The organism is Comamonas kerstersii (assembly GCF_008801935.1).
Classification (GTDB): Bacteria; Pseudomonadota; Gammaproteobacteria; order Burkholderiales; family Burkholderiaceae_C; genus Comamonas; species Comamonas kerstersii.
The window spans coordinates 58,672-85,386 of the sequence record NZ_VZOT01000003.1 but is presented as its reverse complement, the minus strand read 5'-3'; the positions used below and the strand labels follow the sequence as shown (position 1 = coordinate 85,386).

Genomic DNA, 26,715 nt, shown 5'->3' with positions numbered 1-26,715 from the left:
GCGCCTGATACATAAGCCTTAGCATGTGTTTTTGCTATGAAAATTTGGCTGCTACGGCTTCGGATGCAGCAGTTCAATGCCCGGCAATGCCTTGTAAGTGCATTCCCGGGTAATGCGCACAAAATCCTGCATCCACGGGCGCTGTGCCACTTCAGGGCTGCTGGCCATATACAGGTGTGCATGCAGACCGTTGGGCGTAATGGGCTTGGCGGCTACATAGCCTTTTTCCAGATAGCTTTGCACCGTCCACATCGGCAAGGTAGCAATGCCGCGGCCACTGGCCACCAGTTGCAGCATGGCCACCGTGAGCTCACTGGTGCGCCGCCCTGCGGGGGTGACTCCGGCAGGGATGAGCACTTGCCGCATGATGTCCAGCATATCGTCAGGGATGGGGTAGCTGATGAGCACTTCGCTGGCGAAGTCCTGCGCTTGCAGGTAGCTGCGCTCAGACAGGTGGTGCTGCTTGGCAATCAGCGCCAGCATTTCATAGCGAAACAGCGGGTGGTAGACGACGGGGTCATCCTCATCGGGATCGCCCACGATGGCGACTTCTGCCCGGTTTTGCAGGATGAGCGCCACGGGGTCGGGGTGAAAGCCGGAGACGATGTCCAGCTCTACATCCGGCCAGCGCTGGCGGAAGACATCCATGGCGGGCATGAGCCAGTCAAAGCAGGTATGGCACTCCACCACGATGCGCAGCGTGCCACCGCCACCTTGCGACAGGCGCAGCACATCGCGTTCCGCCTGTTCAACCTCGGGCAGGATATGGGCCCCCAGTTCCAGCAGGCGTTCGCCAATGGCACTGAACTTCAGCGGGCTGGATTTGCGCTCAAACAGCGGGCTGCCGTAGCGCTCTTCCAGAAATTTGATCTGGTGAGATAGCGCAGACTGGGTAACGTTGAGCATCTGCGCAGCGCGAGCCAGGCTGCCGGTTTCTTGCAGGGCGCAGAGCGTACGCAGATGGCGCAGCTCCAGAAAAGGGGAGAGGATCACAGCAGGTCGTTGGTGCGAAAACTTAAGGCTATTAGTTTTCCTCAAGTTTATCTGAAAAATTCTCGTTTTACTGCAAGATATAACTTTTATAGTATTCATGCATTCCTTGTTGCAGCTTGCACTGCACTGGGCACTCATGTTTCTCTCAAGGTTTGTATGTCGCTGTTCTGTTCTTGCCCTCTGTTTCACATGCCGATGCTCTTGGCTGCTGCTGAGCGTAGTGCTGGCATTTCGATGATTGACAGCCCAGCATGATTTGAAGCCGGATTTGCCTGAATGCGAAGAATTGAAAATAAAAAACATTGCATGCATATCGCAGGTTTGCTGCATTCAATGTTTTAAATAGATTTAGAAAATTTCACGAAATTTCAGAATTTATTCTGAAGGGAAAAGACGACCATGTATCCAGACTTCACTTTTAGCATTGAAAAGTTCATTTTTGATGAGAACTATCAGCCATCGAATAAAACCAGGCTGACCACCAATTTTGCCAACTTGGCGCGCGGTGAAAATCGCAAGGAAAATTTGCGCCGTACGATACAGATGATGAATAATCGTTTTAACAGTCTGGCGCACTGGGATAACCCCAATGGTGATCGCTATGCGATTGAGCTGGAAATTGTTTCTGCGGATATGAAAATCAATGGGGAAGCATTAAAGCATGAGCTTCCACTGATTGAAATACTAAAAACCAATATTATTGACAGGCAAGCGGGGCTGCACATCGAGGGCAGTGGCGGCAACAGCTTCTCGTCTTATGTGCGTGACTATGACTTCAGCGTCTTGCTGAAAAATCACAACGAAAACAAGCCGGAGTTTAGTGAGCCAGAGGAATTTGGTGTGTTGCACGGAAAGCTGTTCAAGCACTTTCTGAACTCCAAGGCTTACCAGGAAAATTTCAGGAACTATCCGCTGATTTGTCTGAGCATTGCTGCTGGTAAAACTTATTACCGCACGGGTACGCATCATCCTGTGCTTGGCATGGAGTACACCCAGGATGCTCCATCCATCACAGACAGGTATTTTGAGAAAATGGGTATGAAGGTACGTTACTTCATGCCTGCAAACAGTGCTGCACCTCTGGCTTTTTATTTTATTGGCGATCTGCTTGCAGATTATGCCAATCTGGAGATGATTGCGGCCATCAGCGTCATGGAAACTTTCCAGAAGATCTATCGCCCTGAGATTTATAACGCCAATGCCCCAGCTGCTACACGCTTTCAACCTAGCTTGAAGCATACCGACTATTCATTGACGCAGATTTTCTACGACCGTGAAGAGCGCAACCAATTGGCCGTCAATCAGGGCAAGTTGACCGAAGCATGGTTTATCAAGCCCTACGAAAAAATCCTTGCGCAATGGGCTTCGCATGTACAGGTTTAAACGCCGTGCATGGATAGCGCTGAGATACATATTTATGAAAGAGCCATCATGCGCCCATTGCGTGTAGTTGCGATCTCTGGTGGGGTGCAGCAAAGCTCCAAATCCACAGTTCTGGCAGAACATTTGCTGCACTTGATGGCCCAGAAGCTGCCTGTTGAACCACGGTTGACCGTCCTCGGCACGCTGGTGCCGCAGTTAGCGGGCACGACATGGCGCGCTCAAGTGCCAGGTGTGGTGGAGCAAGCGCTGGAGGAAGTGGAGCAAGCAGATGTTCTGGTAGTGGTTACCCCGGTCTTTCGGGGCTCTTACACCGGCATGTTCAAGCACTTTTTTGACTTGATCCATCAGGATGCCTTGATCGATAAACCGATCCTGCTGGCTGCCACAGGCGGCAGTCAGCGTCACGCCTTGATGATTGATCACCAGCTGCGGCCCTTGTTCAGCTTTTTTCAGGCGCGCACTTTGCCGCTGGGCGTTTATGCGACAGACAGCGATTTTGAGAGCCATCGCCTGCACAGCGCAGCCTTGCTGGAGCGTGCCCAGTTGTCCGTGGATCGGGCATTGCCTGTGATTGAACTCATATGCCGCGCACCAGCGGTGACTCCCTGAGTGCTCACTTCGCGCTCTCCATACAGGGGAGCGCCCCCCACTTTTTGTTTATTGTTTGAGAGGAACCCTGATGTTTGAGACTTCTATTGCAGGCAGTTTGCCAAAACCAGCCTGGCTGGCAGAAACCAACAAGCTCTGGCCGCAGTGGAAAGCGGAAGGCGATGCACTGCTGCAAGCCAAGGCGGATGCCACCCTGCTGTGGATCAAAGCCCAGGAAGATGCGGGCCTGGACATCATTTGCGATGGCGAACAGTCCAGGCAGCACTTTGTGCATGGCTTTCTGGAGCAAGTCGAGGGCATTGACTTTGAGAACAAGGTCAAGATGGGCATTCGTAACAACCGCTATGACGCCATGGTGCCGCAGGTGGTGTCGGCGCTGCGCCTGAAGGGCCGCGTTCATGCCTTTGAAGCGCAGCTGGCGCGCGCTCATACGAAAAAGAAGCTCAAGTTCACCTTGCCTGGACCCATGACCATCATCGACACCGTGGCAGACAATTACTACGGTGACAAGATCAAGCTGGCTTTTGCTTTTGCCGAATTGCTGAATCAGGAAGCCCTGGCGCTGCAGGCGGATGGCGTTGACATCATCCAGTTTGATGAGCCTGCATTCAATGTCTATATGAAGGACGCCGCAGACTGGGGTGTACAGGCACTTGAGCGTGCCGCACAAGGCTTGACCTGCACCACAGCGGTACATATCTGCTATGGCTACGGCATCAAGGCCAATACCGACTGGAAGAGCACCCTGGGTGAAGAGTGGCGGCAGTACGAAGAGGTGTTCCCCGCACTGGCGCGCAGCAGCATTGACCAGGTGAGTCTGGAGTGCATCCACTCCCATGTGCCTCCTGAACTGATGAAACTGCTGGTGGGCAAGGACGTGCTGGTGGGCGTGATCGATGTGGCCAGCGATGTGGTGGAGACACCTGAGGAGGTCGCAGACACCATCTCCAAGGCGCTGGAGTTTGTGCCTAAGGAACACTTGTTACCTTGCACCAACTGTGGCCTGGCACCGATGGGGCGCGATGTGGCATGGCGCAAGCTGAAAGCCCTGGCTGCTGGTACCCAGCTTGCCAAGGAGCGGCTTGCGGTGAAGTCATTGTGATGGGCTGAAGCTGCTTTGTTCAGGCAGCTCAATCAGCCGGGCGCGCAACGAACTACCGGTGATGCACAAGTGATCGGAGGTTTGGCTAAACTGCCGCCTCGTTTTACTTGGGATTCCTGTCCCTGCAACGCCCTGATTTATGACTGCTGCAACCTATCCATCCGCTGAAACTGACTTTGACGCCATCATCCTGGGAGCGGGGGCAGCCGGTTTGTTCTGTTCGGCACAAGCCGGACAACTGGGCCTGAAGGTGCTGCTGATTGATCATGCGGAGAAGGTGGCAGAGAAGATCCGTATCTCAGGTGGTGGGCGCTGCAACTTTACGAACCGGGACTTGGATGTGCGCGCCCCACACAAACACTATGTGGGTCAAAACCCCCAGTTTTGCCGCTCTGCGCTGTCTCGCTATACGCCTAACGACTTCATCGCCTTGCTGGACAAGCACGGCATTGCCTATGAAGAAAAGCACAAGGGGCAGTTGTTTGCCAGCCGTAGTGCCGAGGACATCATTCAGATGCTCTTGGCGGAATGCCAGGCTGGTCACGTACAGCGCTGGCAGCCGTGCAGCGTAAAGAAAGTGGCGTTTGATCCAGCCCAGGCACACAGCCGCAAATATGCAGTGCACACGGATCGCGGTGTTGTTCATGCACGGTGCCTGGTGCTGGCCACGGGTGGCCTGTCGATCCCCAAAATTGGCGCCACAGACTTTGGCTACCGTCTGGCACAGCAGTTTGGCCTGCCTTTGGTAGAGCGCCGCCCAGGCCTGGTGCCTCTGACCTTTGATGGCGAGCACTGGCAGCCTTATGCACAGCTGGCTGGCCTGGCGCTGAACGTGGAGATCAGTACGGGCAGCCAAAAAGAGAGAGTGACTTTCCAAGAGGATTTGCTGTTCACGCACCGTGGTTTGTCTGGCCCAGCGGTGCTGCAAATTTCCAGCTACTGGAAAGAAGGCACTCCGCTCAAAATCAATCTGCTACCTGGTAGCGATGTGGGCGAATTACTGCAGCAAGCCAAAAGCTGCTCTCGCAAGCTCGTCGCGAACGAGTTGTCTGCCTATATGCCCGGTCGCTTGGCGGATGCCTGGACCGCACAGCGGCCTGAGCTGCAACGTCCGATCAATGAGGTCAGCGATAAAGCGCTGGCTGCGTTGGCAGAGAAATTGTCCCGCTGGGAAATCACGCCCAGTGGTTCAGAAGGCTATAAAAAAGCGGAAGTGACTTTGGGTGGCATTGACACCAAAGCCTTGTCGCAAAAAACCATGGAGGCTAAATCTCAGTCTGGCCTGTATTGCATTGGTGAAGTCGTTGACATCACAGGCTGGCTGGGTGGCTATAACTTCCAGTGGGCTTGGGCCAGTGCTTTTGCGTGTGCGCAGGCCATGGCACAGCAGCCTGCGAACGATCAATAACAAGGCTTCGGCACGTTCGCTCAAGCACTGGTCGATGCCGTTCAGTCCGCAGATGAGGCTGGCTTTCCATAGCTCTTGCTCGTGAATGGGACTGCTTCGACACCACGGCGTTGATTGACGACCAGTGTCATCAAGAAAAACAGATTGCACAGCGTATTGCACATGCGTGGCAGGATGTCTGGCACGGTCTTTTGCCCTTCCTCCTCCACACGCACCATGCAGCGAATCGCCTTTTTGGCGGCAGATCGTGCCTGGTGCAGTTGTGGCACGGGGGCAGTGCCGCGAGGCAGCACAAAAATATGTTCACGCTCACCAACCTCGGTGCGGTAGTGCTGCAGTCTGCCCAGCAGCCATTGCTGGTCGTTTTCGGTCACAGCAAGACGTCCACGGATGGAGCCATTGATGTGAAAAGCCAGGGGCTGCAGCGTTTCAAGGTCCTGGCGCATGTCTTGCATGTCATCGGGCATGGCTGCAATGGCGCTGCCAATCAACGCACATAGCTCATCGGTGGTGACTTCAAAGTCGCACAGGTAAGAGGTCTGGTGAATAAAGGGGTAGCAGACTTCATCCCAGTTTTTGCTGAGTTTCATGGGGTTCTTTCGCGGTAGGGCATGCGCAGGCAGCGCAGAAAAATCTCTGCCGCCTCCGCCAGGCGTGGGCCAGGTCGCGTCGCAATGCGGCGCTCTTCGGCGGTCAGGGGACATATGCGGCCGTGCTGGAGCGCAGGAATTCGGTGCCAGCCGGGGCGTGTGTGCACTGCGTGTGCCCCTTGGGAATAGGTCTGGATGATCAGCTCCGGCGCATGCTGGACCACATATTCAGGCGAGAGCTTGGGGTAAGCTGTGGTCGATGCTGCTGCAATGTTCTGCGCCCCCAGAAGTGCTAACAACTCACCAATAAAGGAGTCTGGCGCGGCGCTGTAAAGCGCAGCATCAAGCTCGATATAGACACGCTGTGCTGGAATTTTTGCAGCTTGCTCGCGCAATGCATCGAGCTTTTGGTCCATGGCGGCAATCACCGCTGGTGCAGCCTGCGTGTCCAGTAGACCATCTAAGCGCTGCAAGACGCTGCGGACTTCCTCTATTGATAAGGCATCGACTTCCTGCACATTCAGGCCCAGTGCCTGCAGCTTTTGAATTACTTGTGGAGCGCGACCCACCAGTACCAGATCGGGCTGTAGCTGAACAATTTCTTCGAGACGAGGTTGCCAGGTTTTTCCCAGCCGTGGGAGCTTGGCAACTTCTGGCGGGTCCAGCGAGAAATCATCCACACCTACGAGGCGATCGCAGGCCCCTAAAACACAAACTGCCTCCGTAGCAGAAGGCAGTAAAGAGATCACGCGCTGTGCCTGGGCCCATGCCTGCCCATAAAGGGCGGACAGGGTCACAAGGCACGCTGCGCTGTAGATGCGCAGCGTGGACATTATTTAGGGGCCCATTTGAGTGTCAGATAACCAGCGCGGCCACGTTGGTTGTAGCCATAAACGGTTTCGTATTCCTTGTCAGTCAGGTTAGCCACACGTGCTTGTAGCGCCCAATCTTTGGCAAGCTGGTATTCGGCATAGGCATCTACTGTGGTGTAACTAGGAAGATAAGCGGCTGTAGAGCGCTGACGCTTGCCAACATGTAGTGCAGATGCACCTATCTTCCAAGCCCCCCAGTAAGCATCAAGTGCAACGCTGGCTTGATCTTTAGCTAGGTTGTATAGAGGTAAGCCGGAACCATCGTGGGCATTTAATCGCTCGTAATTTGCATTCAAATTCCAATGCGTGCCGCTGACGCTATATAGCAGTGACCAGCCCTTGAGCTGTGCTTGATTAACGTTGGCGGGAAACCAAGGGCTGTTATTTGGATCTGCTGGATCGGAAGGTGCCCAAGCAATCAAGTTTTTAACTTTGTTATCAAAACCTACCAACTTAAGATTGTGTACACCAATATCCCATGCAAGACCAATTTCATTGCTTTTTGCTGTTTCAGGCTGCAGCAGAGGATTTCCACTTCTTGGGTAGTACAGGTCATTGAAAGTAGGCGCAGTTAAGCTGCTGGAGCGACTGATATGTGCTTTGAGAGAAGAAAAAATTTCATAACCATAGGTCAGCCCCCAGGTGTTGTAACCACCGTATTGAGAGTTGTCATCTCGACGCAAATTGATCTGCCAAGAGTGGCCTGCGTGACTACCATTCACACCTGCGTAGACAGCATTCGTGGTACGGCTGGTGGTGTCAAATGGGGTAGACGTATCTATTTTTTGTTTTAAATGGTCAAAACCAGCGACAACGATACCTGCTGCCGTTTTTATTTCATTACCCCACTGGATTTCGTCTTGAGTGGTGTTGAACTTATCACTGTGGCGCGTATTGGTTGATATGGTGTGATATTGGTTGCTTTGCTTGTCCATAGAGCGAGCTAAGCTCAGATGGGTTTTCCACGTAGGACTCACAACACCGGATAGCTTCAAGGAGCGTGTCCCGGCTTGTGAATTAAGCCATGCATCTTGAAGCAAATTGTTGTAGTCCGCATTATCAAACTCAGCATAGCTTTGGGCTTGCAGTAGATTGGCATCTAAGCGCCAAGCATCATTGAATGCGTAACCCAGGCTGGCACTGACAGCCGTTTGGTTAAATTTATCTTTATCTGGACTATGTTTGGGGCCGGCTTTTTTGTTCGTTGAAGAAAATCCAGGATCGAGCACGCGGGATACATTCAAACTGTAGTTCCAGCCTTGCTGGGTGCCAATAAACCCAGCATTGGCATCTTTGTAGCCAGCACTGCCCCAGGTAATGTCGGCATGCGGTTTAAAGGCTTTTTTGGCACCTTTACCTTGTTTGGTAAAAATTTGAATCACGCCTCCAATGGCATCACTGCCATACAGAGCTGAGGCGGGGCCTTGTACTACTTCAATGCGTTCGATTTGTTCGATCGGAAGGCTAGCTAGAGTGGGAGTTCCCATTGTGGCCGAGCCAAAACGCACTCCATCGATAAGCAAAATTACTTGGTCACTTCCACGAATCGTGAAGGACTGTGTATTGCCCCGTCCTCCATTGCTTGACATACGGACGCCAGCCAGTCGTTGCATGATTTCAGCCAAAGAGCGTCCAGCAAAATTCCCTATTTGTTCTTGTGTGATCACACGCACGTCGGCCAAAGTTTCGTCCAGTTTTGTTTCGGAGCGGGTCGCCGTCACAACCGTGGGATTCATGCGCGCTTCTTCTGCGGCGACCTTTTGTGTCAAGGCCGTAGCGGTTATCGTAACCACAGCTAAAGCAAAACGCGCAGACGTGCCCACGGCACCCTGCTTCAAGGAGGTTTGGAGAGACATAAAAATTTTGAGCTGCACGCACAGCGTCCCCGCATGTGCGTCACAAAACCACCGGGGCAGCTGCGCAGGGCGGCTGCCTCGAACCAATTTCTGGCCGGTATCCAGACTGATGCACCGACTGTCGAAGCCTTCCCAAAGCACGAGGCTTCAGTGGCTGTGGAACGACAGGCTGGTCTTACGACCTGTGCACACACTGTTGCGGGGGCAGTACATGCAAGGTAAGGCGCTGTAGAGCGCAGAACCTCCATGTTTCTCGTTTATCAGCATGGCCTGAACGGCCACGCGAGCACCAGAAATCAGCGTGGATTCTAGAGCGCAAAACAGTGTTGTGCAGCCTGACTTGGCGATGACTGTTGCCATATGGCACAGCATCACCCGGTTTTTGCGTGTTTCAGCGGTGTTGTTGCAGTTCGTCAATGCAGTGAGGTGCTTGGCATAACCTCAGCGGTGGCTATGCCTCGATAGCTACTGCAGGGCAGCGGCATTGCTCAGTCTTGTGTGCTGACCGCCTGAACGGCAGGCTGTGGGCTGCTTCAGCCCCACGGAGTTTTTTTGCTGCTGCGACAGTGTTGGCTATCAACGGTTTTTGGCTGTGACATGCTGCAGCACCATTCCTGCCAGCATGGCTGCTACAAACAGCCAGACCTCCATCTGCAGGGTGGCCAGATTCATCACGGCAGGGCCGGGGCAAAACCCTGCCAGGCCCCAGCCAGCGCCAAACATGGCGGCGCCCGTCAGCAGCTTGCGATCTACTACCGTGGCCGTTGGTAGCTGCATGGGCTCACCCAGTGCCGAGGTTTTGCGGCGCTTAGCCCAGGTAAAGGCAATCAGGCCTACAGCAATAGCACCGCCCATCACCAAGCCCAGCGAGGGGTCCCAGGTGCCAAAAATATCCAGAAAGTTTTGCACTTTGGCGGGGTTGCCCATGCCGGAGAGGATCAGCCCCAAACCGAACACTAAACCCGCAATCAATGCAGCGATTGCAATCATGGTGTGACTCCTTTTTCTTTGCTGTTCAAGCCACTACATGGCGCATGATGAACACTGTCGCCACGCCTGTGGCCATGAACATCAACGTGGCGGCCAATGAGCGAATGGACAAACGCGACAAACCACATACACCATGGCCACTGGTACAGCCCGAACCTAGTCGCGTGCCGAAACCTACCAGCAAGCCTGCGCTGATGATCAGCATGGGGTTGGAGGGCATTTGCATGGCTGGCAGTGGAGCAAACATCTGCCACAGCAGCGGTGCAAGCAGCATGCCCGCTACAAAGGCTGCACGCCAACCCCACTGGCGCACTGAGCCCCATGTGGCCTTCTGCAGCAAGCCTCCCAAAATACCGCTAATGCCAGCAATGCGGCCCAGCAACACCACCATCAAAGCGGCGGCTAATCCAATCAACACCCCGCCCGCCAAGGACGACCACGGCGTAAAAGCTTCCCAATAAATACTCATGACTGAGCTCCATGCGCGGCAGGGCCGCAAAACAATTGATGCACCACTTGCATAAGCTGCAGAGCACGAGCATCGGCCAATTGATACCAGATGAACTTGCCTTCGCGGCGCGTCGACACCAGGCCTTCTCTGCGCAGCACACCCAGCTGCTGCGACAAGGTAGGCTGGGTAATGCCTGTCAGCTGCTCCAACTCCGTCACTGTGCGCTCTTGTAATGAGATCTGGCAAAGCAGCATCAAGCGATCTTCATTGCCAAGTAGCTTGAGCATGCTCACCGCTTCACTGGCATGGGCACGCATGCTGGCCAAATCCAGACTGTTGGTGATGTCTGTCATTGGCTCGTTGAAATTTTCGTTTGTCATCTTTTCCAGCATTGGGCGCTTGTGGTGCCCAATGTTTTGCTAGTTCCAAAATGCTTTGAGAGCAGTCTGTGGCGGATTTACTTGGTTCTTCACGGATTTCCGGGGAATGCGGCCTTGATCTTCAAGAAGAAGTATTCAGTGTTGCGATATCCGTAGGCCATGCGCTTGATGAGTTTGATGCGGTTGTTGATACCCTCCAGCAAACCTGTGTGCATGGGCCAGCGCATACGGGAGAGTATGCCGCGCCAGTACTTGCTGAGCTTTTTGGCAAACTGCTGCAAGCAGGCAATGCCACTTTGCTGGCAGTGCTCATGCCACTGTCTCCAGCTGCGCCTGAACTGCCAAGGGTCTGAACAGTTCCACAGTTGCTTGAGCTCATCTTTGAGCACATAGACCGTCATCAAGGGCTGATTGGCCTGTAGCACTTGCTGCAGGTGCTGCAGGTGCTGCTTTTGTTCAGGGCGCAAGTGGGCTTTATTTTTCAGCAACAGCCAGTGGACGCTTTTGACCATCTTGCGCTGGCGTTTATCCCCGCGCAGTGCATTGGCCGCATCAACACGCACGCGTGCAACAACCTCGCGGCCATACTTGGCCACCACATGGAACAAGTCATAGACAACCTTGGCTTTCGGACACCAATGCTTGACCTCTGCGTCGAACGCCGTATTCATGTCCATGGCGACAGCTTGGATACGCTGGCGTAGCGATGCCCCTTGAACATTGCAAACTCATCCATGACCAGACGCTCAGGTTGCGCTGGTGGCAAGCTGTCAATTTGTTGCTGCAGCCTGCGTGCATCAAGCTCACGCACGGTCTGCCAATGCAGGCCTAACGTCTTGGCAACGTGCTTGATGCTCATGTGCTGGCATAAGTGCTGGATATGCTCAACCAAGCGCTTGGTTAAACGACTGTACTTATCGAGCCAGGGCACATGCTGCAGGCATTTGCCGCAATCGGGGCAGACCAGCCTGTGCAGCTTGACCTTCAAACGCAGCTGCCTGTCCACCAGTGGCATATCTCGCACTGTGCGCTGCACGTATTCATGCACCTGAGCCAAGGGCTTGAGACAAGCACTGCATTTGTAACTGCCCGGCAGCGGCTCAAGCGTTAAAACTGCTTGGCCTGGTGTTTGAAGGTCAGCATCAATAACCCGGAAACCCTCCCAAAGGTCCAGCCATGTAGTATCTTTGTGCATGCAGCGGTGCTTTCTTGCATGTTGATTGGTCGCACAACCATCATGCTTGAAATGTCACCGCTGTTTCTGTTTGAGGGGCAACTACCCCGACATTCCGTGATGAACCATTTACTTCTTGCTCCGTAGCGGACAGGTGTTCAACCCGAGTAGCGGGTACAAGGGGCAGAATCGAACCAGGCCCGTGACCAAGGGAATCACACCCAGCCAGCCCCACCAGCCGACAGTACCTGTCGCAGCCAGTCCGATGAGCACCAAGCCGAGCACGATGCGCAGCACACGATCCCAACCACCGATATTTGCTTTCATTGCGGTCTCCAGATTGTTGAAAACATAGGGCGTATGGTTGTCACCTGCGAATAGAGGGTGAATGCATACGATCTATTTTTTTATATTATATTAAAAAGTAAATTAAAAGCAAGTCCGTCACCCAAAGGAAGCTCCATGCACATGCCTCAGCCACATATCGAATCTTTTTTTGATGCTGTCACTGGCACGGTCAGCTATGTGCTGGCAGATCCCAGTACCGGCAAGGTCGCCGTGATTGACTCCGTGCTGGACTTTGACGCCAAGTCAGGCAACCTCACCAGCGCCAGCAGCGATCGCATCATTGAATATGTGCGCAGCCAGAACTGGCAGGTCGAATGGATTCTGGAAACCCATGCCCATGCTGACCACATCTCGGGGGCGCAACACATTCGCCACCACTTGGGCGGCAAGATTGCCATCGGGGCCAACATTCGTCAGGTGCAAAAAATCTTCCGCACAGTCTTTCTGTTTGAACGGAGTTTCTTGCCCGATGGCAGCCAGTTTGATCACCTGTTTGAGGACGGAGAGGTGTTTCATGTGGGCAGTCTGGCCGTAACAGCCATGCTCGTGCCCGGGCATACGCCTGCCGATATGGCCTATCTGGTTGGGGGTGATGTGTTTGTGGGCGACACCTTGTTCATGCCCGATGTGGGCACCGCACGTGCCGACTTTCCCGGTGGGGATGCTGCAGTGCTGTATCGCTCTATACAGCGCATCTTGAGCCTGCCTGCAGACACCCGTATTCATGTGTGTCATGACTACCCGCCTGCCCATCGTGCCGCTGCCTGGGTGTGCACGGTGGCAGAGCAAAAGGCCGGCAATATTCATGTGCGCGACGGCATCAGTGAAGCGGAGTTTGTGGCCATGCGCAACCGCCGCGATGCGACCCTGGCAATGCCGACGCTCATCTTGCCGTCCGTACAGGTGAACTTGCGCGCAGGGCGCATGCCTCCTTCTCAGCCAGATGGGCGCACCTATATCGAAGTGCCCATCAATGCATTCCTCAAAGACCCCGATCAGGCGCCAGATGGCATCTGGCAAGGAGCAGAGACGGAGTAGCTTTCACTCCTCAGGGGTGATCGTCCATGGTGTTGCTTCGAGCGCGCTTGGTGAGTAAGCGCCTCGAGAATTCACTGGAGAAAATCGGCAGTTTGGAAAGAAGTGCGTGTGGCAGATGCGAGGCTGCATCTGATGCGGTGAAAACGAAAAACCCCTTGCAAGCTCGCGCTTGCAAGGGGTTGTTGATTCTGGCGGAAGGGGCGGGATTCGAACCCGCGGTAGGCTATTAACCTACACACGCTTTCCAGGCGTGCGACTTAAACCGCTCATCCACCCTTCCGGAAGACCGCTATTGTAGCCAGCTTTTTGCACCTTTCTGGCTTGGTGCGCATTTTTTCGAAAAAACTTGCACTGAAGAGCCAGTTTTTACTGGCTTTTACTGGCCGTTTTTACCTTGCTGCACCACGCGCATGGCAGAGGCAATCAGGCCAGAGACTTCAGAGATGTTGCTGGGCACGATGAGGGTGGTGTTGGCATCCTGCGCGACCTTGCTGTAGGCCTCGACCGCGCTTTCTGCCACCTTGAGCTGCACGGCCTGCTCGCCACCGGGCTGACGAATGGCGGCTGCCACGCGCTCCAGTGCCTGGGCCGTGGCTTCTGCCACGGTGGTAATGGCGGCGGCCTCACCCTGGGCCTTGTTGATGGCGGCCTGCTTTTCACCTTCGGAGCGGGCGATAAAGGCTTCGCGTTCGCCGGTAGCGATGTTGATTTGCTCCTGGCGGCGGCCTTCGGAAGCGGCAATCAGTGCGCGCTTTTCGCGCTCGGCAGTGATCTGGGCCTGCATGGCGCGCAGGATTTCTGCGGGCGGGGTCAGGTCCTTGATTTCGTAGCGCAGCACTTTCACGCCCCAGTTCAGCGCGGCTTCGTCAATGGCGTTGACCACCTGGGCGTTGATCATGTCGCGCTCTTCAAAGGTTTTGTCCAGTTCCAGTTTGCCGATTACGCTGCGCAGCGAGGTCTGAGCCAGCTGCGTCACGGCCATGATGTAGTTGGACGAGCCATAGCTGGCGCGCATGGGGTCAGTGACCTGAAAGTACAGAATGCCGTCGACCTGCAGCTGGGTGTTGTCGCGGGTGATGCAGACCTGGCTGGGTACATCCAGCGGAATTTCCTTGAGGCTGTGCTTGTAGGCGACTTTTTCGATGAAGGGGATGATGATGCGCAGGCCGGGGCTGAGCGTGCCTGCGTACTTGCCAAAGCGCTCCTTGATCCAGGCGTGCTGCTGAGGAACGATCTTGACGGACATGCTGACGAAGATGGCAGCAATCACAAATGCGACGATGGCGATTTCCATGGATCAGGCCTTATGAAGAAAAACAAATAAAAGAAGCAACCATGAGCTTGCCCCAAAAGCAGGGCTTATGCCTTGTCAACGATCAGCCGGTTGCCTTGCACCTCTATGACGCGGTACAGCCCCGCCGCAGGCATGCTGCCTGCACGCAGGACCACGGTCCATTGGCTGCCACGGTAGGGGATGCGGGCTGTGCCGTCACTGTTCCATTCGGGCACGTGCAGGGTTTCGCCAATGTCAAGGTTCAGGTCTGGGTTGGCAGAAGGGGGCAGCTCAGGGGCACGGCGCGCACGCAGACGGCGGCACACCAGCACGGACAGCATGCCCACTGCGGCTGCGATCATGATCTGCAGTGGCAGGCTCAGGCCCAGGTGTGCTGCGATGGCACCGCAGGCCAGACCGAGTGCAATCATCAGCAGATAAATGCCACCGGTGAGCAGCTCGGCCACAATGGTGATGCCTGTGAAAACCCACCACCAGGTACTGGTCGCCATGTGTTCTTCTCCCTATAGATATTGGTGCAAGAGACCGCTTTGAGAATTTGCCCGGAAATTGAGGTTTAGTGGGCAGAATTCACAGATTTGCACACGATATTACTTACACTGCGCGGCTATCCGATCTTTATTGTTCCCGATTACAAAGGGTTGCGCATGAAATTCCGCTTTCCCATCGTCATCATTGACGAGGATTACCGCTCCGACAATACGTCTGGTCTTGGCATCCGCGCTTTGGCTCAGGCGATTGAGGCCGAAGGTTTTGAAGTGCTGGGGGTGACCAGCTATGGTGATCTGAGTCAGTTTGCGCAACAGCAAAGTCGGGCCAGCGCCTTCATCCTGTCGATTGACGATGAGGAGCTGACGGGCCATGACGAAGACCCCATCATTCACAGCTTGCGCAGCTTCATTGGCGAGCTGCGCCGCAAGAATGAAGAGGTGCCGATCTACATCTACGGCGAGACCAAGACCGCGCGCCACCTGCCCAACGACATTCTGCGTGAGCTGCACGGCTTTATTCACATGTTTGAGGACACGCCGGAATTCGTGGCCAAGCACATCATCCGTGAAGCCAAGGCCTATCTGGAAGGCGTGCAGCCGCCGTTCTTCAAGGCGCTGCTGGACTATGCGGAAGACGGCTCGTACTCCTGGCACTGCCCCGGTCACTCCGGCGGCGTGGCGTTTCTGAAGAGCCCTGTGGGCCAGATGTACCACCAGTTCTACGGCGAGAACATGCTGCGTGCCGACGTGTGCAATGCGGTAGAAGAGCTCGGTCAGCTGCTGGACCACAACGGCGCGATTGGCGAGTCGGAGCGCAATGCGGCGCGCATCTTCAATGCCGACCACTGCTACTTCGTGACCAATGGCACATCGACATCGAACAAGATCGTCTGGCACCATGCTGTGGCGCCGGGTGACGTGGTGGTGGTCGATCGCAACTGCCACAAGTCCATCCTGCACTCCATCATCATGACGGGTGCGATTCCGGTGTTCTTGAAGCCCACGCGCAACCACTTCGGCATCATTGGCCCGATTCCGCAAAGCGAATTCAGTGTGGAATCCATCCAGGCCAAGATTGCGGCCAACCCGCTGCTCAAGGGTGTGGATGCCAAGGCGGTCAAGCCCCGCGTGCTGACGCTGACGCAGTCCACCTATGACGGCGTGCTCTACAACACCGAGACCATCAAGCAGATGCTCGATGGCTACGTGGCCAACCTGCACTTTGACGAGGCATGGCTGCCCCACGCGGCCTTCCACCCCTTCTATGGCACCTACCATGCCATGGGCAAGAAGCGCATTCGCCCGAAAGAGTCGGTGGTCTACGCCACCCAGTCCATCCACAAGCTGCTGGCCGGTATTTCGCAGGCTTCGCATGTGCTGGTGCAGGATTCGCAGACACAGAAGCTGGACCACCACCTGTTTAACGAGGCGTACCTGATGCACACCTCGACCAGCCCGCAGTACAGCATCATTGCCAGCTGCGACGTGGCCGCGGCCATGATGGAGCCACCCGGCGGCACTGCGCTGGTGGAAGAATCCATTCTGGAGGCGCTGGACTTCCGCCGCGCCATGCGCAAGGTCGATGATGAGTTTGGTGAGGATGACTGGTGGTTCCAGGTCTGGGGCCCAGAGAAGCTGGCCGAAGAGGGTGTGGGTCGTGCGGACGACTGGATCATCCGTGGCAAGGACGCAGCGCCCAAGACCAAGTCCAAGAAGAAAAACGGCAAGCTGTTTGACAACTGGCACGGCTTTGGCGATCTGGCCGACGGCTTCAACATGCTGGACCCTATCAAGTCCACCATCGTCACGCCCGGCCTGGATCTGGATGGTGAGTTTGCTGAGACGGGTATTCCTGCCTCCATCGTGACCAAGTACCTGGCCGAGCACGGTGTGGTGGTGGAGAAGACCGGCCTGTACTCCTTCTTCATCATGTTCACCATCGGCATCACCAAGGGCCGCTGGAACACCATGCTGGCTGCGCTGCAGCAGTTCAAGGACGACTACGACCGCAACCAGCCACTGCTGCGCATCCTGCCCGAGTTTGTGCAGCAGCACCGCCGCTACGAGCGCATGGGCCTGCGTGACCTGTGCCAGCACGTGCACGAGCTGTACGCCAAGTACGACATTGCGCGCCTGACGACAGAGATGTACCTGTCTGATCTGCAGCCAGCCATGAAGCCCTCGGACGCCTACGCCCACATCGCGCAGCGCAAGACCGAGCGTGTGGAGATTGACCACCTGGAAGGCCGTATCACCGTGGGTCTGGTCACGCCTTACCCTCCCGGCATTCCGCTGCTCATTCCCGGTGAAGTCTTCAACAAGAAGATCGTGGACTACCTGCTGTTCGCGCGCGAATTTGCCAAGGAGTGCCCCGGCTTTGAAACCGATATCCATGGCCTGGTGGAAATCGAGGACGAAAAGGGCGAAGTGCACTACTACGCAGACTGCGTGGCGCAAGAGCAGCCTGCCGTGAAGCCCGCAGCCAAGCTTCGCGCGAAAGCCGCGCCCCGCAAGACGGCTGCCAAATAAGCTCAGCCAAGATCAGCAAGGGCATTGCCCTTCAAAAATAAAAGCGCCTTGCGCTTGATTCATAAGTGTTTCAGGTAGAAAACTATCTGAAACCTTTACAGAATCAGCGCAAGGCGCTTCTTTTTTATTATTTGGTGGGTGAAGTGGCCTCTTCTCGCACACGCCAGAACCGTGCAAAGCGTGGCACCCCACTGGGATGCGTGCCGTTGTAGCGATAAGTGATGGTGCTGCCAATCGGGGGCGGGTTGGCACGGTCTGCATCCTTGAGCCCACTGCCAATGCGAAAGCGCAGGCCCTCGGGCGTCTGCACCAGCAGCGCGCCTGTCATGCCCGTGTATTTACCTTTGCCGGGCAGGTGGCCAATGACCACGGCTTCTGCGTCATCAAACAGCTTAAGTTTGATCAGGTCATCACTGCGCCCAACGCGATAGGGCGCGTGCTGGTGGCGCAGCATCAAGCCTTCCGCGCCTTGCTGGCTGAACTGGCGCAACTGCTGCATCAGTGTGGCGTGGTCCGGCACTTGCCATTGCGGCGCAGCCTGCACCCAGGGCTGCGCGATGCCTTGTACCAGCTGCTGCAGCGCCTGGTAGCGCTGGGTGAAGCCTCCGCTGTGCTGCGGCAGGTCAAACACCATGTAGCGCAGCTGCTGCCAACCTGTTTCATCTTTGCTGCCTTGTGCCACCGTGGACTGCACTTTGGCAAACTGCCCGCGCCCGGCCCACAGCTCACCGTCCAGGGCGTAGGCAGGCCAGCCTGCCGTGAACCAGGCAGGGGCTTCAATCGGCAGGCCCTGGCGGCTGAGGAACTGCTGGCCGTTCCAGTAGGCGCGAATGCCATCGTATTTTTCGCTGACCCAGTAGTGCGCCAGGTTCAGGTTGGGGTGGTAGGGGGTGGCGAGGGTAATGGGGGTGTTCTGTGCGTTTAACTGTGCAGGCAGGCAGAGCGCAAATGATGCTATCCATAAGGAGAGTAGACGTAGTACAGACATCTTGAAGCAGGCTTTTTGCACTGGTTGCTTCAAGGCTAGTGTGTCTGTGATGCTGGTGTTAATGCCGTATGTCCATATTCCATGGACAAAAAAAATAAATATTGAATTTTATTCGGATATATTGTTTTTGATAGTTTTTCCTGCGAAAAATTTCTGAAGCGTTATGTCCTACTCACATGTGAATCAATTGACTTCATGAAATGAAGGAGGAATGCCCGCTCTTCACCTGCGCTTTGTCCTACAAAAATTTTATGTCTAGTTGTTACTATTTTTAGCGGCCCCAGATATTGGGGTTTTATAAAGAAAGGGAATTTTATGAAGAAAGTCCATCAGGCCCTCACCAAGAGCGCTTTGATTTTATCTCTTGGGTTTATTGCAGGAACAGCTTTTGCAGCAGATGGTGAAATTACTTTTGTGGGAAAAATTACCAGCGCAACCTGCAAAATTAATAATGGACAGCCTGATTTTCAGGTGACATTACCTACAGTCTCTGTTCAGACACTCAATAGCGCTGGTAAAACGGCAGGGCGAACACCATTCAACATTAGCTTGTCAGAATGTGATGAAGGTCTGAAACAGGTTAGTGTTTATTTTGAGCCTGGTAGCTATACCAGCATGACAGATAACCGACTCATTAACAGTATTAATCCAAACAGTAATGTTGAGATTCAGCTGATGAATAGCAATTTGAGCGTAATTAAGCTCAGTGAAGGTGTGACTGGTCAATCCAGTCAAGTGGTTCCAGTTCAAAATGGTAATGCAAGTCTTACCTATTTTGCAGAATACTATGCAACTGGTGCTGCTGAAGCGGGTGCAGTGCAAAGTGCCACTGAGTACACCATTATTTATCCATAAATACATTTGAAGATTTAATAGTATGCATAGATTTGTCGTAGTTTTGTGCAAATCATGCGAACGTTGTAGAACGTAGTCAATAAATTTATTGGGAAAAACAAGGAGATTTTATGACGAAATTGAAATACCTGGTTGCAGGTGCATTGGCACTATCTGCTTCCTTGGCCTCTGCCTCTGTGATTCTGCAGGGTACACGTATTGTTTATCCTGCAAACAGCAAGGATGTGACGATTGTTGCGGAGAATACAGGGTCGCAGCCAGCGCTGGTTCAGGCCTGGATGGACCGTGGTGATGACCTGAAGACTTTGGATACGGATGAGACGCCTTTTGTGTTGACTCCTCCTATTTTTCGTCTGAATCCAGAGAAAACGCAGTCTATTCGCATTATCTACAACAAGGAGCCTTTGCCTAAAGACCGTGAAAGTCTGTTCTGGCTGAATGTGCTGGAAGTGCCTCCAACGCTGGCAGATGCAACGGATGCAAATGCACTGCGTGTGACTTTTCGTACGCGTATTAAGATGTTTTTCCGTCCTGCAGAGTTAAGCGGTGATGTGCGTAAAGCAGCTTCTGAAATGCAATGGGGTCTGACGCAAATTGCCGATGGTGTGGATATTTCTATCAAAAATCCATCCCCATATTACATTACTTTGACTGATGTCTCGGCTGCAGTTGGTGGGAAAGAATACAAGGCAGATGGTCAAATGGTAGCGCCTTTTGGTAGTATTACCATTCCTTTGAATGGTTTGAAAACCACCGAAGGTTTAAGCAAGGTGACATACTCATTTATTGATGATCAAGGAGCAAATGTCACGATGGAATCGAAAGCAAAATAAAAAATGAAAACCACCAAACGTGCTGTTTGGTGGTTTTTTAAAAGCTCATGACGAGGGTTCTATGCCGGATATGCGCAGCTTTGTTTTTTTATCATTTTTAGGTGGCTTGCCTTTGTATCTTCAGGCAGAGGTTGGAGTGATTCCGTCTGCTTTGCCACCAGAGTCAAAGAGTATTGATAATGATACTGAAGTCCGGGAGGGTGCGCAAGGTGTCGGTGATAAAGAAGTAAAGTTAAAGCTTGATGCTCAAGGAGATCCAGTTTTTGACTTGAACATGCTGCATGGAAACAGAAAAGTAGAGATTGCTAATTTTTCTGAATTAAATCAGGTATTACCAGGGATATACAATGTTGATTTGGTTCTGAATGGAGAAAGTATTGTTTCTGATGATGTGGAATTCAAAAGAGTTGATAATGTAGTCATTCCGTGTCTCACGCAGAGGCTGCTGAATGGCTTCAATCTGGATCTAGAGACTTTGCCTGAATCGAGTCGTGAACGTATTTTGCAGATGGGTCCAGAATCTTGCGTTCCACTGGAGAAGCTGATCCCTGATGCAAAGGCTGTTTTTGATCAGGGAGCACTGCGTCTAGATATTTCCATACCTCAAGCATTTTTGAAGAAAACGCCAAGAGGTTACGTGAATCCGGAATTCTGGCAGCAAGGTATTAATGCAGCCACCTTGCAGTATAGATTAGGTCATTATCGAACAACAGGTGGATTTGATACGCACAGCAGCTATGCCAGCTTGCGTGGTGGTATCAATGTAAATGGCTGGAATTTCAGGCACTTTGGCTATTTTACAAGCCAAAAAAATTATGGTGCTCCTTCGCTGTCTACTTACGACAGTATAGATACCTATGTGGAAAAAGCACTTCCCGGTATCAAGGCTAATTTGATGATAGGTGATAGTTATACCGATGGTGCTGTTACGGACTCAATCGGTATTCGTGGTATTCAGCTGTCAAGTAGTGACTTGATGATTCCTGCATCCATGCGTGGATATTCGCCCGTAGTGCGTGGTGTTGCTTTAACCAATGCCAAGGTTGAGGTGTTTCAAAGCGGTAATCTGATCTATGAAACCGTTGTGGCACCTGGTCCTTTCGTGATTGACGATCTGTATCCATCAGCCAATAACTCCAATCTTGATGTGGTCATCACGGAGGCAGATGGTACTAAAACCAGCTTTGTTGTTCCAAGTTCTGCCATGCCTCAGCTGGTTCGGGAAAATCAGTTCAGATATTCGGCTGCAATTGGAAAATACAGGAATGCAGGATCTACCAGTAATGTGAATGTTGCGCGCGCGACAGCGCAGTACGGTATTTCGAACTACTGGACGGCTTATGCTGGCTACACTGTTTCAAAAAATTACTGGGCTACCTTGATTGGATCTGTGTATGGCACTGATTATGGAGCTTTCTCCGGTGATGTCGAGTTTGCTAAAACAAAATTAACAGACTTTTTTGGTCAGCAAGAGTTTACAGGTAGTAGATTGCGACTTGGGTATGCAAAATTATTTGATTCTCTGCAATCAAATTTTGATATATCTGTATATTCATATAATAATAATTACTGGGGCTTGGATTCTAAGGTGAATTACGAGGAGTTTTCTTCTTTTGTTGCTCCTAGTAACTACAATCGTGAAAGAAGAAAGATACAGTTTACCTACTCTCAGCCGTTGGGGGGGTATGGCAGTGTATACATGATGCTGGCGAAGACCAGGTACTGGAGTTATCAGGATTCGTTGGTGACGGCGCAGGCAGGGTATTCAAATAATTTTACGGTTAATAATTATACCTTTGGATTGAATTTTAATTATCTGAAATCTAAGGCCAATGGCATAGGTGATGTAGATAGTGATCGCTTTGCCTTGACGCTGACATTCCCTCTGGGGCGGAACTGGGGTAATAATTTGACTACTAGCCTGGTGCATGACAAAACACGGGGTAATTCTGAGCAAATTCGATTTAATGGGGTGGCTGGTGAGGATTACAGGCTGAGCTATGGCTTGTATGCAGAAAATTTTGAAAAGCAAGGCACTCTCAGTGGTGGTAGCGTGCAATATCGATCCAGTTCAGCAATTTTTGATGGAAGTGTGAGTTCTGGTGAGGGCAGTACCCAGCTTTCAGCATCTGTCAGTGGTGGGATTGTGCTCCATGCAGGGGGATTGACATTTGCGAACCAGATTGGTGACACCGTGGGTCTGGTGCATGCTCCAGGTGCTAAAGGTGCAATTGTTCAAAACTCCCAAGGTATTGAAGTTGATGGGAATGGATATGCCGTTGTGCCTTACTTGAGTGCATACCAGAGAAACAATATTTTGTTGAATGTGAGAAATGTTTCTCCAGATGTGAACTTTGAATCAACCACAGAGCAGGTCGTTCCTTATGAAAATGCCGTGGTCTTGATAAAATTTGAGACAACGATTGGCAAGGCCGCCTTGTTTGATATTTCCCGCAGTGATGGAACGCCTCCACCATTTGGTTCAGTAGTTCTGCTGCCAGATGGGAAAGAGGCCGGCGTGGTGGGGCAGGGGGGAAATAGTTTCGTATATGGCTTGCAAGAGCAGGGTGAACTTAGCGTGAAGTGGGGTGATGCTCCTGATCAACAATGTCAAGTGAAGTATGAGTTGCTGCGCGACGATACAGCTAGGAATGCGTATGAAAAGCAAGATGTGTCATGTACATCTATGTAAAAGCGTTGAAATTTAGATGTGATTGATTTTTAGAAATGAGGTCTTTTATGCCTAATGTTTTGAGATGCATAAATAAATTGTTTTTTTTACTGTTGTATCCTTCGGTTGTATTGGCTCAAGGTGAAATTGTTGCGCCTAGTAATATCACATTCCAAATGCCAAGTATTACAATTCCTAGAGATATGAAGGTTGGTACGGTGCTTAATGAGACGTTTGATTTGGGATTGATGCAATCTAAAAATGTCACATGCCCATTTTTGCAATCTGCAGAAGTCTATGGGGCACTGGCACCAGGATTTACGAATGTTTATAAAACCAATGTTCCTGGAGTGGGGGTGCGCTTTGGAATTACCAAGGGGTGGAATGGTGGCTATTATATTGCACCTAATTCGGTAACGGCCAATGTTTATCAACCAAACTCGTCTTCTCAGCAATATCGCCGAGTTCAATATGTGGTGATTGATCAAGTTGGGCAAGGGACTATCAATCAAACGCCTTATATGATAGTGACTTACTCTGGTACATGCTTTCCGACGGCTAGCTACCGTGCTGATATTAAAGAAGGTGTTTCAGTAATCACGCCGCATACATGTGCGGTGCTGTCAAATCGTGTAAATGTCACATTGCCAGATGTCCAGGCAATTGACTTGAAAAATGCCAATTCCACAGCAGGAGATACGAATTTCTCCATAGGTTTGAATTGCACGGCTGGCTCTAAAGTTTATGTGACATTGACAGATAAAAATGACGTTGGGAATAGAGGGAGTGTTTTGACGCTGGATAAAAGCTCAACAGCCTCAGGGGTTGGTATCGAAATACTCATGAATCAGAAAGCCGTCAAGTTTGGGCCTGACTCTCCAGTCGCTGGCACGGTCAATCAAATGCTGGTGGGAGACGCCGCGCCAAGTCTGACTTCCATACCTTTTACGGCAAGATATATCTCCAAAGGCAATGTGAAAGGTGGCACTGTCAGTGCAACAGCGACATTTACCATGAGCTATCAGTAAGCAGCATCTTTCAATGCATGACAAAAAAATCCCCCGCAGCCTTCAAAGGTGCGGGGGATTTTTTTGAGGAGCTGGCCTGATTAAACCTGGTCTGCGCTCAGACCTGCGGTCTGGCTGAAGCCGCCGTCCACATAGGTGATTTCAGCGGTCACGCCAGAGGCGAGGTCAGACAGCAGGAAGGCAGCTACATTGCCCACGTCTTCAATGGTCACGTTGCGGCGCAGCGGTGCAGCGTCGGCCACACGGCCCAGCAGCTTGCCAAAGTCCTTGATGCCCGAGGCAGCCAGTGTCTTGATGGGGCCGGCAGAGATGCCGTTGGCGCGGATGCAGCGGCCATCTTCGGTGCGGCCCACGGCTTCGGCCAGGTAGCGCACGGAAGCTTCCAGCGAAGCCTTGGCCAGGCCCATGGTGTTGTAGTTGGGGATGGAACGCAGGGCGCCCAGGTAGGACAAGGTCAGCAGCGAGGACTTGTCGTTCAGGTAAGGCAGGGCAGCCTTGGCCATGGCTGGGAAGCTGTAGGCGCTGATTTCGTGTGCAATCTTGAAGGATTCGCGCGACAGGCCATCCAGGAAGTTGCCTGCAATGGCTTCACGGGGAGCAAAACCGATGGAGTGCACAAAGCCGTCAAACTTGCCCCATACAGCGCCCAGATCGGCAAACAGCTTTTCGATTTGTGCGTCGTCAGCAACGTCGCAGTCAAACACCAGCTTGGAATCGAATTCGGCAGCAAACTCGGTGATGCGATCCTTGAAGCGCTCGCCCACATAGCTGAATGCCAGCTCGGCACCTTGCTCATGGCAGGCCTTGGCAATGCCGTAGGCGATGGAGCGGTTGGACAGCACGCCAGTGATCAGCAGCTTCTTGCCGGTCAGAAAACCCATTGTTCTTCTCCTTGTGAAAATGCGGTGAAGGCCTGCCAGACAAATTCGCCAGCTGCAATACAAGCTGTGGTGGCAGGCCGCTGTGGTGCAGAATTGTCGCATGCGCCTATGGAAGTTTTTTTTCTTGCTCGCAGGAGCCACTACGGCAGTCCCAGTTTGGGCTGAGCACGCTTACGCTTTATGGGGGCAACCCAAATATGCGCAGGGCTTTACGCACTTTGACTACGTCAACCCTGATGCTCCCAAAGGCGGTGAGCTGCGGCTGGTGAGCAATCTGCGTGTTTCCACCTTCGACAAATACAACCCCTTCACCATCAAAGGCACGGCGCCTGCGTATCTCTCGGGCCTGCTGTTTGATACCTTGCTGGTAGGCAGCATGGATGAAACCGCCACCGGCTATGGGCTGCTGGCGGAGGATGTGCAGGTCGCACCTGATGGTCTGTCGGCCACCTTCCGCCTGCGGCCTGAAGCACGCTTTCACAATGGCAAGCCGGTACTGGCCGAAGATGTGAAGCACAGCTTTGATACCCTGACCGGGCCGCATACCTCTCCCGGCTACAAGACTGTGCTGGCCGAGGTGCAAAGCTGGGAAGTGGTGGATGCGCGCACCATTCGCTTTCACTTTCGCTCACCCAACCGGGAGCTGCCTTTGACCGTGGGCGGCATGCCCATCTTCAGCCGTGATTGGGGTGCAGGCAAAGCCTTCAATGAGGTGGTCATGGAAACACCCATTGGCAGTGGCCCGTACCGCATTGGCCCTGTGGTGTTTGGCAAGGACATTACCTATGTGCGTGACCCTGACTACTGGGCCAGAGACTTGCCCGTGCGCCGGGGCACCGGCAACTTTGAGCGCATCATCGTCAAGATCTACAAGGACAGCACGGCACGGCTGGAGGCGTTGAAGGCCGGTGAGTTTGATGTGATGCGCTTTTTCAGCGCGGGCGACTGGGCGCGGCGCGTGAATGGGCGCAAGTTTGATGCGGGAGAGCTGGTCAAGGGCGAGTTTGCACACAAGCAGCCCACGGGCTTTCAAAGCTATGTGCTCAATGTGCGCAGACCTTTTCTGCAGGATGCCCGTGTGCGCGAGGCGCTGGGCATGGCGCTGGACTATGAGTGGATGAACCGCCAGATGTTCTATGGCTCCTACCAGCGCGTCAAAGGCCTGTTTGGCAACACCATCTGCGAGGCCAATGGCAAGCCCACGCCCGAGGAACTGGAGTTGCTGGAGCCATTCCGTGGCGAAATTCCAGATGCAGCCTTTGGCCCCATGGCAGTGCCGCCGCGCACCGATGGTGAGCAAGGCCTGCGCGGCAATCTGCGTGCGGCCAAGCAGCTGCTGGCGCAAGCGGGCTGGGAGGTTGGCAAGGACGGTGTGCTGCGCAATGCAGCAGGGCAGGCCATGGTGCTGGAGTACCTGGACAGCGGCGAAAGCGGCCAGCGCGTGGTGGCACCGTGGCAGCGCAACCTGCAAAAGCTGGGCATTCAACTCAAATTCCGCGCGGTGGACTTTGCGCTGTACCAGCAGCGGCTGCAGAAGTTTGATTTCGACATCACCTCCATCGCCTACCAGGGCACGAACAACCCGGGCCAGGAGTTTGCGGACCTGTTCGGCAGTGCGGCGGCAGACCAGGAAGATTCCGGCAACTTCCCCGGGGTGAAGAACCGCGCCGTGGATGCGCTGATTGCCGCCATGGTCCAGGCCAAGACGCAGGAGCAGATGCAGCCCGCCTGCCGTGCGCTGGAGCGCGTGATTGCGCACAGCCACTACCTGATTCCACAGTGGTCGGCCAACACCCACCGCATGGCCTACAACCAGTGGCGGCTGGAGCACCCCAGTGTGATTCCGCCGTACTCCAATGGAGAGGGCTGGGTCATAGACACCTGGTGGGCGCGCATGCCCCCGCTCAATGCAGAGACGGCGCGCGTCGCTTTGCCTTCCACACAGCCCTAA

General features: G+C 53.4%; 23 protein-coding genes, 1 tRNA gene, 1 pseudogene and 1 riboswitch. Of the genes and pseudogenes, 11 read left to right on the top strand and 14 right to left on the bottom strand.

Going from position 1 to position 26,715, the window contains the following annotated elements; all coding sequences use genetic code 11:
- Positions 1 to 51: 51 nt before the first annotated feature.
- Positions 52 to 990 (bottom strand): LysR family transcriptional regulator, encoded by a 939-nt coding sequence (locus F7P80_RS05665; protein ID WP_058880227.1) that lies wholly within the window; start codon positions 988 to 990, stop codon positions 52 to 54.
- Between the two features lie 402 nt (positions 991 to 1,392).
- Between F7P80_RS05665 and F7P80_RS05660 the strand changes: the two genes are divergently transcribed.
- The 4 genes from F7P80_RS05660 to F7P80_RS05645 all read left to right on the top strand — a co-directional run bounded on the left by F7P80_RS05660 (position 1,393) and on the right by F7P80_RS05645 (position 5,495).
- Positions 1,393 to 2,376 (top strand): putative oxygenase MesX, encoded by a 984-nt coding sequence (locus F7P80_RS05660; RefSeq protein ID WP_151043350.1) that lies wholly within the window; start codon positions 1,393 to 1,395, stop codon positions 2,374 to 2,376.
- A gap of 45 nt (positions 2,377 to 2,421) precedes the next feature.
- Positions 2,422 to 2,985 (top strand): FMN reductase, encoded by a 564-nt coding sequence (msuE, locus tag F7P80_RS05655; RefSeq protein WP_054067300.1) that lies wholly within the window; start codon positions 2,422 to 2,424, stop codon positions 2,983 to 2,985.
- Between the two features lie 70 nt (positions 2,986 to 3,055).
- Positions 3,056 to 4,087, top strand: a complete 1,032-nt coding sequence (locus F7P80_RS05650; protein ID WP_151043348.1) for a methionine synthase — start codon at positions 3,056 to 3,058, stop codon at positions 4,085 to 4,087.
- 139 nt (positions 4,088 to 4,226) lie between these two features.
- Positions 4,227 to 5,495: a BaiN/RdsA family NAD(P)/FAD-dependent oxidoreductase gene (locus F7P80_RS05645; RefSeq protein ID WP_151043346.1), complete on the top strand. Its 1,269-nt coding sequence runs from the start codon at positions 4,227 to 4,229 to the stop codon at positions 5,493 to 5,495.
- 41 nt (positions 5,496 to 5,536) lie between these two features.
- On the opposite strand, the gene F7P80_RS05640 is transcribed toward F7P80_RS05645, so the two are convergent.
- From F7P80_RS05640 to F7P80_RS05605, 8 genes and pseudogenes are all read right to left on the bottom strand, one after another.
- Positions 5,537 to 6,085 (bottom strand): ATP--cob(I)alamin adenosyltransferase, encoded by a 549-nt coding sequence (locus tag F7P80_RS05640; RefSeq protein ID WP_170265347.1) that lies wholly within the window; start codon positions 6,083 to 6,085, stop codon positions 5,537 to 5,539.
- On the bottom strand, positions 6,082 to 6,918 hold the full coding sequence (locus F7P80_RS05635) for an ABC transporter substrate-binding protein (protein WP_151043342.1): 837 nt from the start codon (positions 6,916 to 6,918) through the stop codon (positions 6,082 to 6,084). Before F7P80_RS05635 ends, F7P80_RS05640 begins: the two co-directional genes overlap by 4 nt.
- Positions 6,918 to 8,831 carry a TonB-dependent receptor domain-containing protein gene (locus F7P80_RS05630; protein ID WP_151043340.1) on the bottom strand — a complete coding sequence of 638 codons (1,914 nt, stop codon included), beginning with the start codon at positions 8,829 to 8,831 and terminating at the stop codon, positions 6,918 to 6,920. Before F7P80_RS05630 ends, F7P80_RS05635 begins: the two co-directional genes overlap by 1 nt.
- A 57-nt stretch (positions 8,832 to 8,888) precedes the next feature.
- Positions 8,889 to 9,122: riboswitch (cobalamin riboswitch) on the bottom strand.
- A 267-nt stretch (positions 9,123 to 9,389) separates the two neighbouring features.
- Positions 9,390 to 9,803 carry a YeeE/YedE family protein gene (locus tag F7P80_RS05625; RefSeq protein ID WP_077344611.1) on the bottom strand — a complete coding sequence of 138 codons (414 nt, stop codon included), beginning with the start codon at positions 9,801 to 9,803 and terminating at the stop codon, positions 9,390 to 9,392.
- 25 nt (positions 9,804 to 9,828) lie between these two features.
- Positions 9,829 to 10,272 carry a YeeE/YedE family protein gene (locus F7P80_RS05620; RefSeq protein ID WP_054067288.1) on the bottom strand — a complete coding sequence of 148 codons (444 nt, stop codon included), beginning with the start codon at positions 10,270 to 10,272 and terminating at the stop codon, positions 9,829 to 9,831.
- Entirely contained in the window at positions 10,269 to 10,607 is a 339-nt protein-coding gene (locus tag F7P80_RS05615) for an ArsR/SmtB family transcription factor (RefSeq protein ID WP_054067301.1), read from the bottom strand. Before F7P80_RS05615 ends, F7P80_RS05620 begins: the two co-directional genes overlap by 4 nt.
- A 116-nt stretch (positions 10,608 to 10,723) precedes the next feature.
- Positions 10,724 to 11,829, bottom strand: a pseudogene (locus F7P80_RS17390) (transposase).
- Positions 11,830 to 11,937: 108 nt separating this feature from the next.
- Entirely contained in the window at positions 11,938 to 12,135 is a 198-nt protein-coding gene (locus F7P80_RS05605) for a YgaP family membrane protein (protein ID WP_054065565.1), read from the bottom strand.
- Positions 12,136 to 12,270: 135 nt separating this feature from the next.
- Here F7P80_RS05605 and F7P80_RS05600 point away from each other — a divergent pair, with 135 nt between their 5' ends.
- Positions 12,271 to 13,194 carry an MBL fold metallo-hydrolase gene (locus F7P80_RS05600; protein WP_151043338.1) on the top strand — a complete coding sequence of 308 codons (924 nt, stop codon included), beginning with the start codon at positions 12,271 to 12,273 and terminating at the stop codon, positions 13,192 to 13,194.
- A gap of 189 nt (positions 13,195 to 13,383) precedes the next feature.
- On the opposite strand, the gene F7P80_RS05595 is transcribed toward F7P80_RS05600, so the two are convergent.
- From F7P80_RS05595 to F7P80_RS05585, 3 genes are all read right to left on the bottom strand, one after another.
- A tRNA-Ser gene (locus F7P80_RS05595) sits at positions 13,384 to 13,474 on the bottom strand.
- Positions 13,475 to 13,570: 96 nt separating this feature from the next.
- Positions 13,571 to 14,488, bottom strand: a complete 918-nt coding sequence (locus F7P80_RS05590; protein ID WP_151043336.1) for an SPFH domain-containing protein — start codon at positions 14,486 to 14,488, stop codon at positions 13,571 to 13,573.
- 65 nt (positions 14,489 to 14,553) lie between these two features.
- Positions 14,554 to 14,979 (bottom strand): NfeD family protein, encoded by a 426-nt coding sequence (locus tag F7P80_RS05585; protein WP_151043334.1) that lies wholly within the window; start codon positions 14,977 to 14,979, stop codon positions 14,554 to 14,556.
- A 156-nt stretch (positions 14,980 to 15,135) separates the two neighbouring features.
- Here F7P80_RS05585 and F7P80_RS05580 point away from each other — a divergent pair, with 156 nt between their 5' ends.
- Positions 15,136 to 17,508: an arginine/lysine/ornithine decarboxylase gene (locus tag F7P80_RS05580; RefSeq protein ID WP_151043332.1), complete on the top strand. Its 2,373-nt coding sequence runs from the start codon at positions 15,136 to 15,138 to the stop codon at positions 17,506 to 17,508.
- 127 nt (positions 17,509 to 17,635) lie between these two features.
- On the opposite strand, the gene F7P80_RS05575 is transcribed toward F7P80_RS05580, so the two are convergent.
- On the bottom strand, positions 17,636 to 18,496 hold the full coding sequence (locus F7P80_RS05575) for a DNA ligase (protein ID WP_151043330.1): 861 nt from the start codon (positions 18,494 to 18,496) through the stop codon (positions 17,636 to 17,638).
- Between the two features lie 315 nt (positions 18,497 to 18,811).
- On the opposite strand from F7P80_RS05575, the gene F7P80_RS05570 reads away from it, so the two are divergent.
- The 4 genes from F7P80_RS05570 (at position 18,812) to F7P80_RS05555 (ending at position 23,883) form a co-directional block, all read left to right on the top strand.
- Positions 18,812 to 19,351 (top strand): fimbrial protein, encoded by a 540-nt coding sequence (locus F7P80_RS05570; RefSeq protein ID WP_151043328.1) that lies wholly within the window; start codon positions 18,812 to 18,814, stop codon positions 19,349 to 19,351.
- 110 nt (positions 19,352 to 19,461) lie between these two features.
- The gene (locus tag F7P80_RS05565) at positions 19,462 to 20,184 is read left to right on the top strand and encodes a fimbrial biogenesis chaperone (RefSeq protein WP_151043326.1); all 723 of its coding nucleotides are present in this window, start codon (positions 19,462 to 19,464) and stop codon (positions 20,182 to 20,184) included.
- A gap of 19 nt (positions 20,185 to 20,203) precedes the next feature.
- Positions 20,204 to 22,876: a fimbria/pilus outer membrane usher protein gene (locus F7P80_RS05560; protein WP_151043324.1), complete on the top strand. Its 2,673-nt coding sequence runs from the start codon at positions 20,204 to 20,206 to the stop codon at positions 22,874 to 22,876.
- Positions 22,877 to 22,923: 47 nt separating this feature from the next.
- Positions 22,924 to 23,883, top strand: coding sequence for a fimbrial protein (locus tag F7P80_RS05555; protein WP_170265344.1), 960 nt, complete (start codon positions 22,924 to 22,926; stop codon positions 23,881 to 23,883).
- An 80-nt stretch (positions 23,884 to 23,963) separates the two neighbouring features.
- Here F7P80_RS05555 and fabI read toward each other — a convergent pair whose 3' ends face one another.
- Complete coding sequence (fabI, locus tag F7P80_RS05550; protein ID WP_054065560.1) at positions 23,964 to 24,764, bottom strand: enoyl-ACP reductase FabI; 801 nt, start codon at positions 24,762 to 24,764, stop codon at positions 23,964 to 23,966.
- 100 nt (positions 24,765 to 24,864) lie between these two features.
- On the opposite strand from fabI, the gene F7P80_RS05545 reads away from it, so the two are divergent.
- Positions 24,865 to 26,715, top strand: coding sequence for an extracellular solute-binding protein (locus F7P80_RS05545; RefSeq protein WP_151043319.1), 1,851 nt, complete (start codon positions 24,865 to 24,867; stop codon positions 26,713 to 26,715).

What these genes read in the sequence shown, in the direction of transcription:
- F7P80_RS05570 (WP_151043328.1), top strand. Translation starts at nt 18,812, where the DNA reads ATGAAGAAAGTCCATCAGGCCCTCACCAAGAGCGCTTTGATTTTATCT.
- F7P80_RS05565 (WP_151043326.1), top strand. Translation starts at nt 19,462, where the DNA reads ATGACGAAATTGAAATACCTGGTTGCAGGTGCATTGGCACTATCTGCT.
- fabI (WP_054065560.1), bottom strand. Translation starts at nt 24,764, where the DNA reads ATGGGTTTTCTGACCGGCAAGAAGCTGCTGATCACTGGCGTGCTGTCC.
- F7P80_RS05590 (WP_151043336.1), bottom strand. Translation starts at nt 14,488, where the DNA reads ATGGAAATCGCCATCGTCGCATTTGTGATTGCTGCCATCTTCGTCAGC.
- F7P80_RS05640 (WP_170265347.1), bottom strand. Translation starts at nt 6,085, where the DNA reads ATGAAACTCAGCAAAAACTGGGATGAAGTCTGCTACCCCTTTATTCAC.
- F7P80_RS05605 (WP_054065565.1), bottom strand. Translation starts at nt 12,135, where the DNA reads ATGAAAGCAAATATCGGTGGTTGGGATCGTGTGCTGCGCATCGTGCTC.
- F7P80_RS05600 (WP_151043338.1), top strand. Translation starts at nt 12,271, where the DNA reads ATGCACATGCCTCAGCCACATATCGAATCTTTTTTTGATGCTGTCACT.
- F7P80_RS05615 (WP_054067301.1), bottom strand. Translation starts at nt 10,607, where the DNA reads ATGACAGACATCACCAACAGTCTGGATTTGGCCAGCATGCGTGCCCAT.
- F7P80_RS05650 (WP_151043348.1), top strand. Translation starts at nt 3,056, where the DNA reads ATGTTTGAGACTTCTATTGCAGGCAGTTTGCCAAAACCAGCCTGGCTG.
- F7P80_RS05645 (WP_151043346.1), top strand. Translation starts at nt 4,227, where the DNA reads ATGACTGCTGCAACCTATCCATCCGCTGAAACTGACTTTGACGCCATC.
- F7P80_RS05555 (WP_170265344.1), top strand. Translation starts at nt 22,924, where the DNA reads ATGCCTAATGTTTTGAGATGCATAAATAAATTGTTTTTTTTACTGTTG.
- F7P80_RS05580 (WP_151043332.1), top strand. Translation starts at nt 15,136, where the DNA reads ATGAAATTCCGCTTTCCCATCGTCATCATTGACGAGGATTACCGCTCC.
- F7P80_RS05660 (WP_151043350.1), top strand. Translation starts at nt 1,393, where the DNA reads ATGTATCCAGACTTCACTTTTAGCATTGAAAAGTTCATTTTTGATGAG.
- F7P80_RS05575 (WP_151043330.1), bottom strand. Translation starts at nt 18,496, where the DNA reads ATGTCTGTACTACGTCTACTCTCCTTATGGATAGCATCATTTGCGCTC.
- F7P80_RS05585 (WP_151043334.1), bottom strand. Translation starts at nt 14,979, where the DNA reads ATGGCGACCAGTACCTGGTGGTGGGTTTTCACAGGCATCACCATTGTG.
- F7P80_RS05545 (WP_151043319.1), top strand. Translation starts at nt 24,865, where the DNA reads ATGCGCCTATGGAAGTTTTTTTTCTTGCTCGCAGGAGCCACTACGGCA.
- F7P80_RS05635 (WP_151043342.1), bottom strand. Translation starts at nt 6,918, where the DNA reads ATGTCCACGCTGCGCATCTACAGCGCAGCGTGCCTTGTGACCCTGTCC.
- F7P80_RS05620 (WP_054067288.1), bottom strand. Translation starts at nt 10,272, where the DNA reads ATGAGTATTTATTGGGAAGCTTTTACGCCGTGGTCGTCCTTGGCGGGC.
- F7P80_RS05625 (WP_077344611.1), bottom strand. Translation starts at nt 9,803, where the DNA reads ATGATTGCAATCGCTGCATTGATTGCGGGTTTAGTGTTCGGTTTGGGG.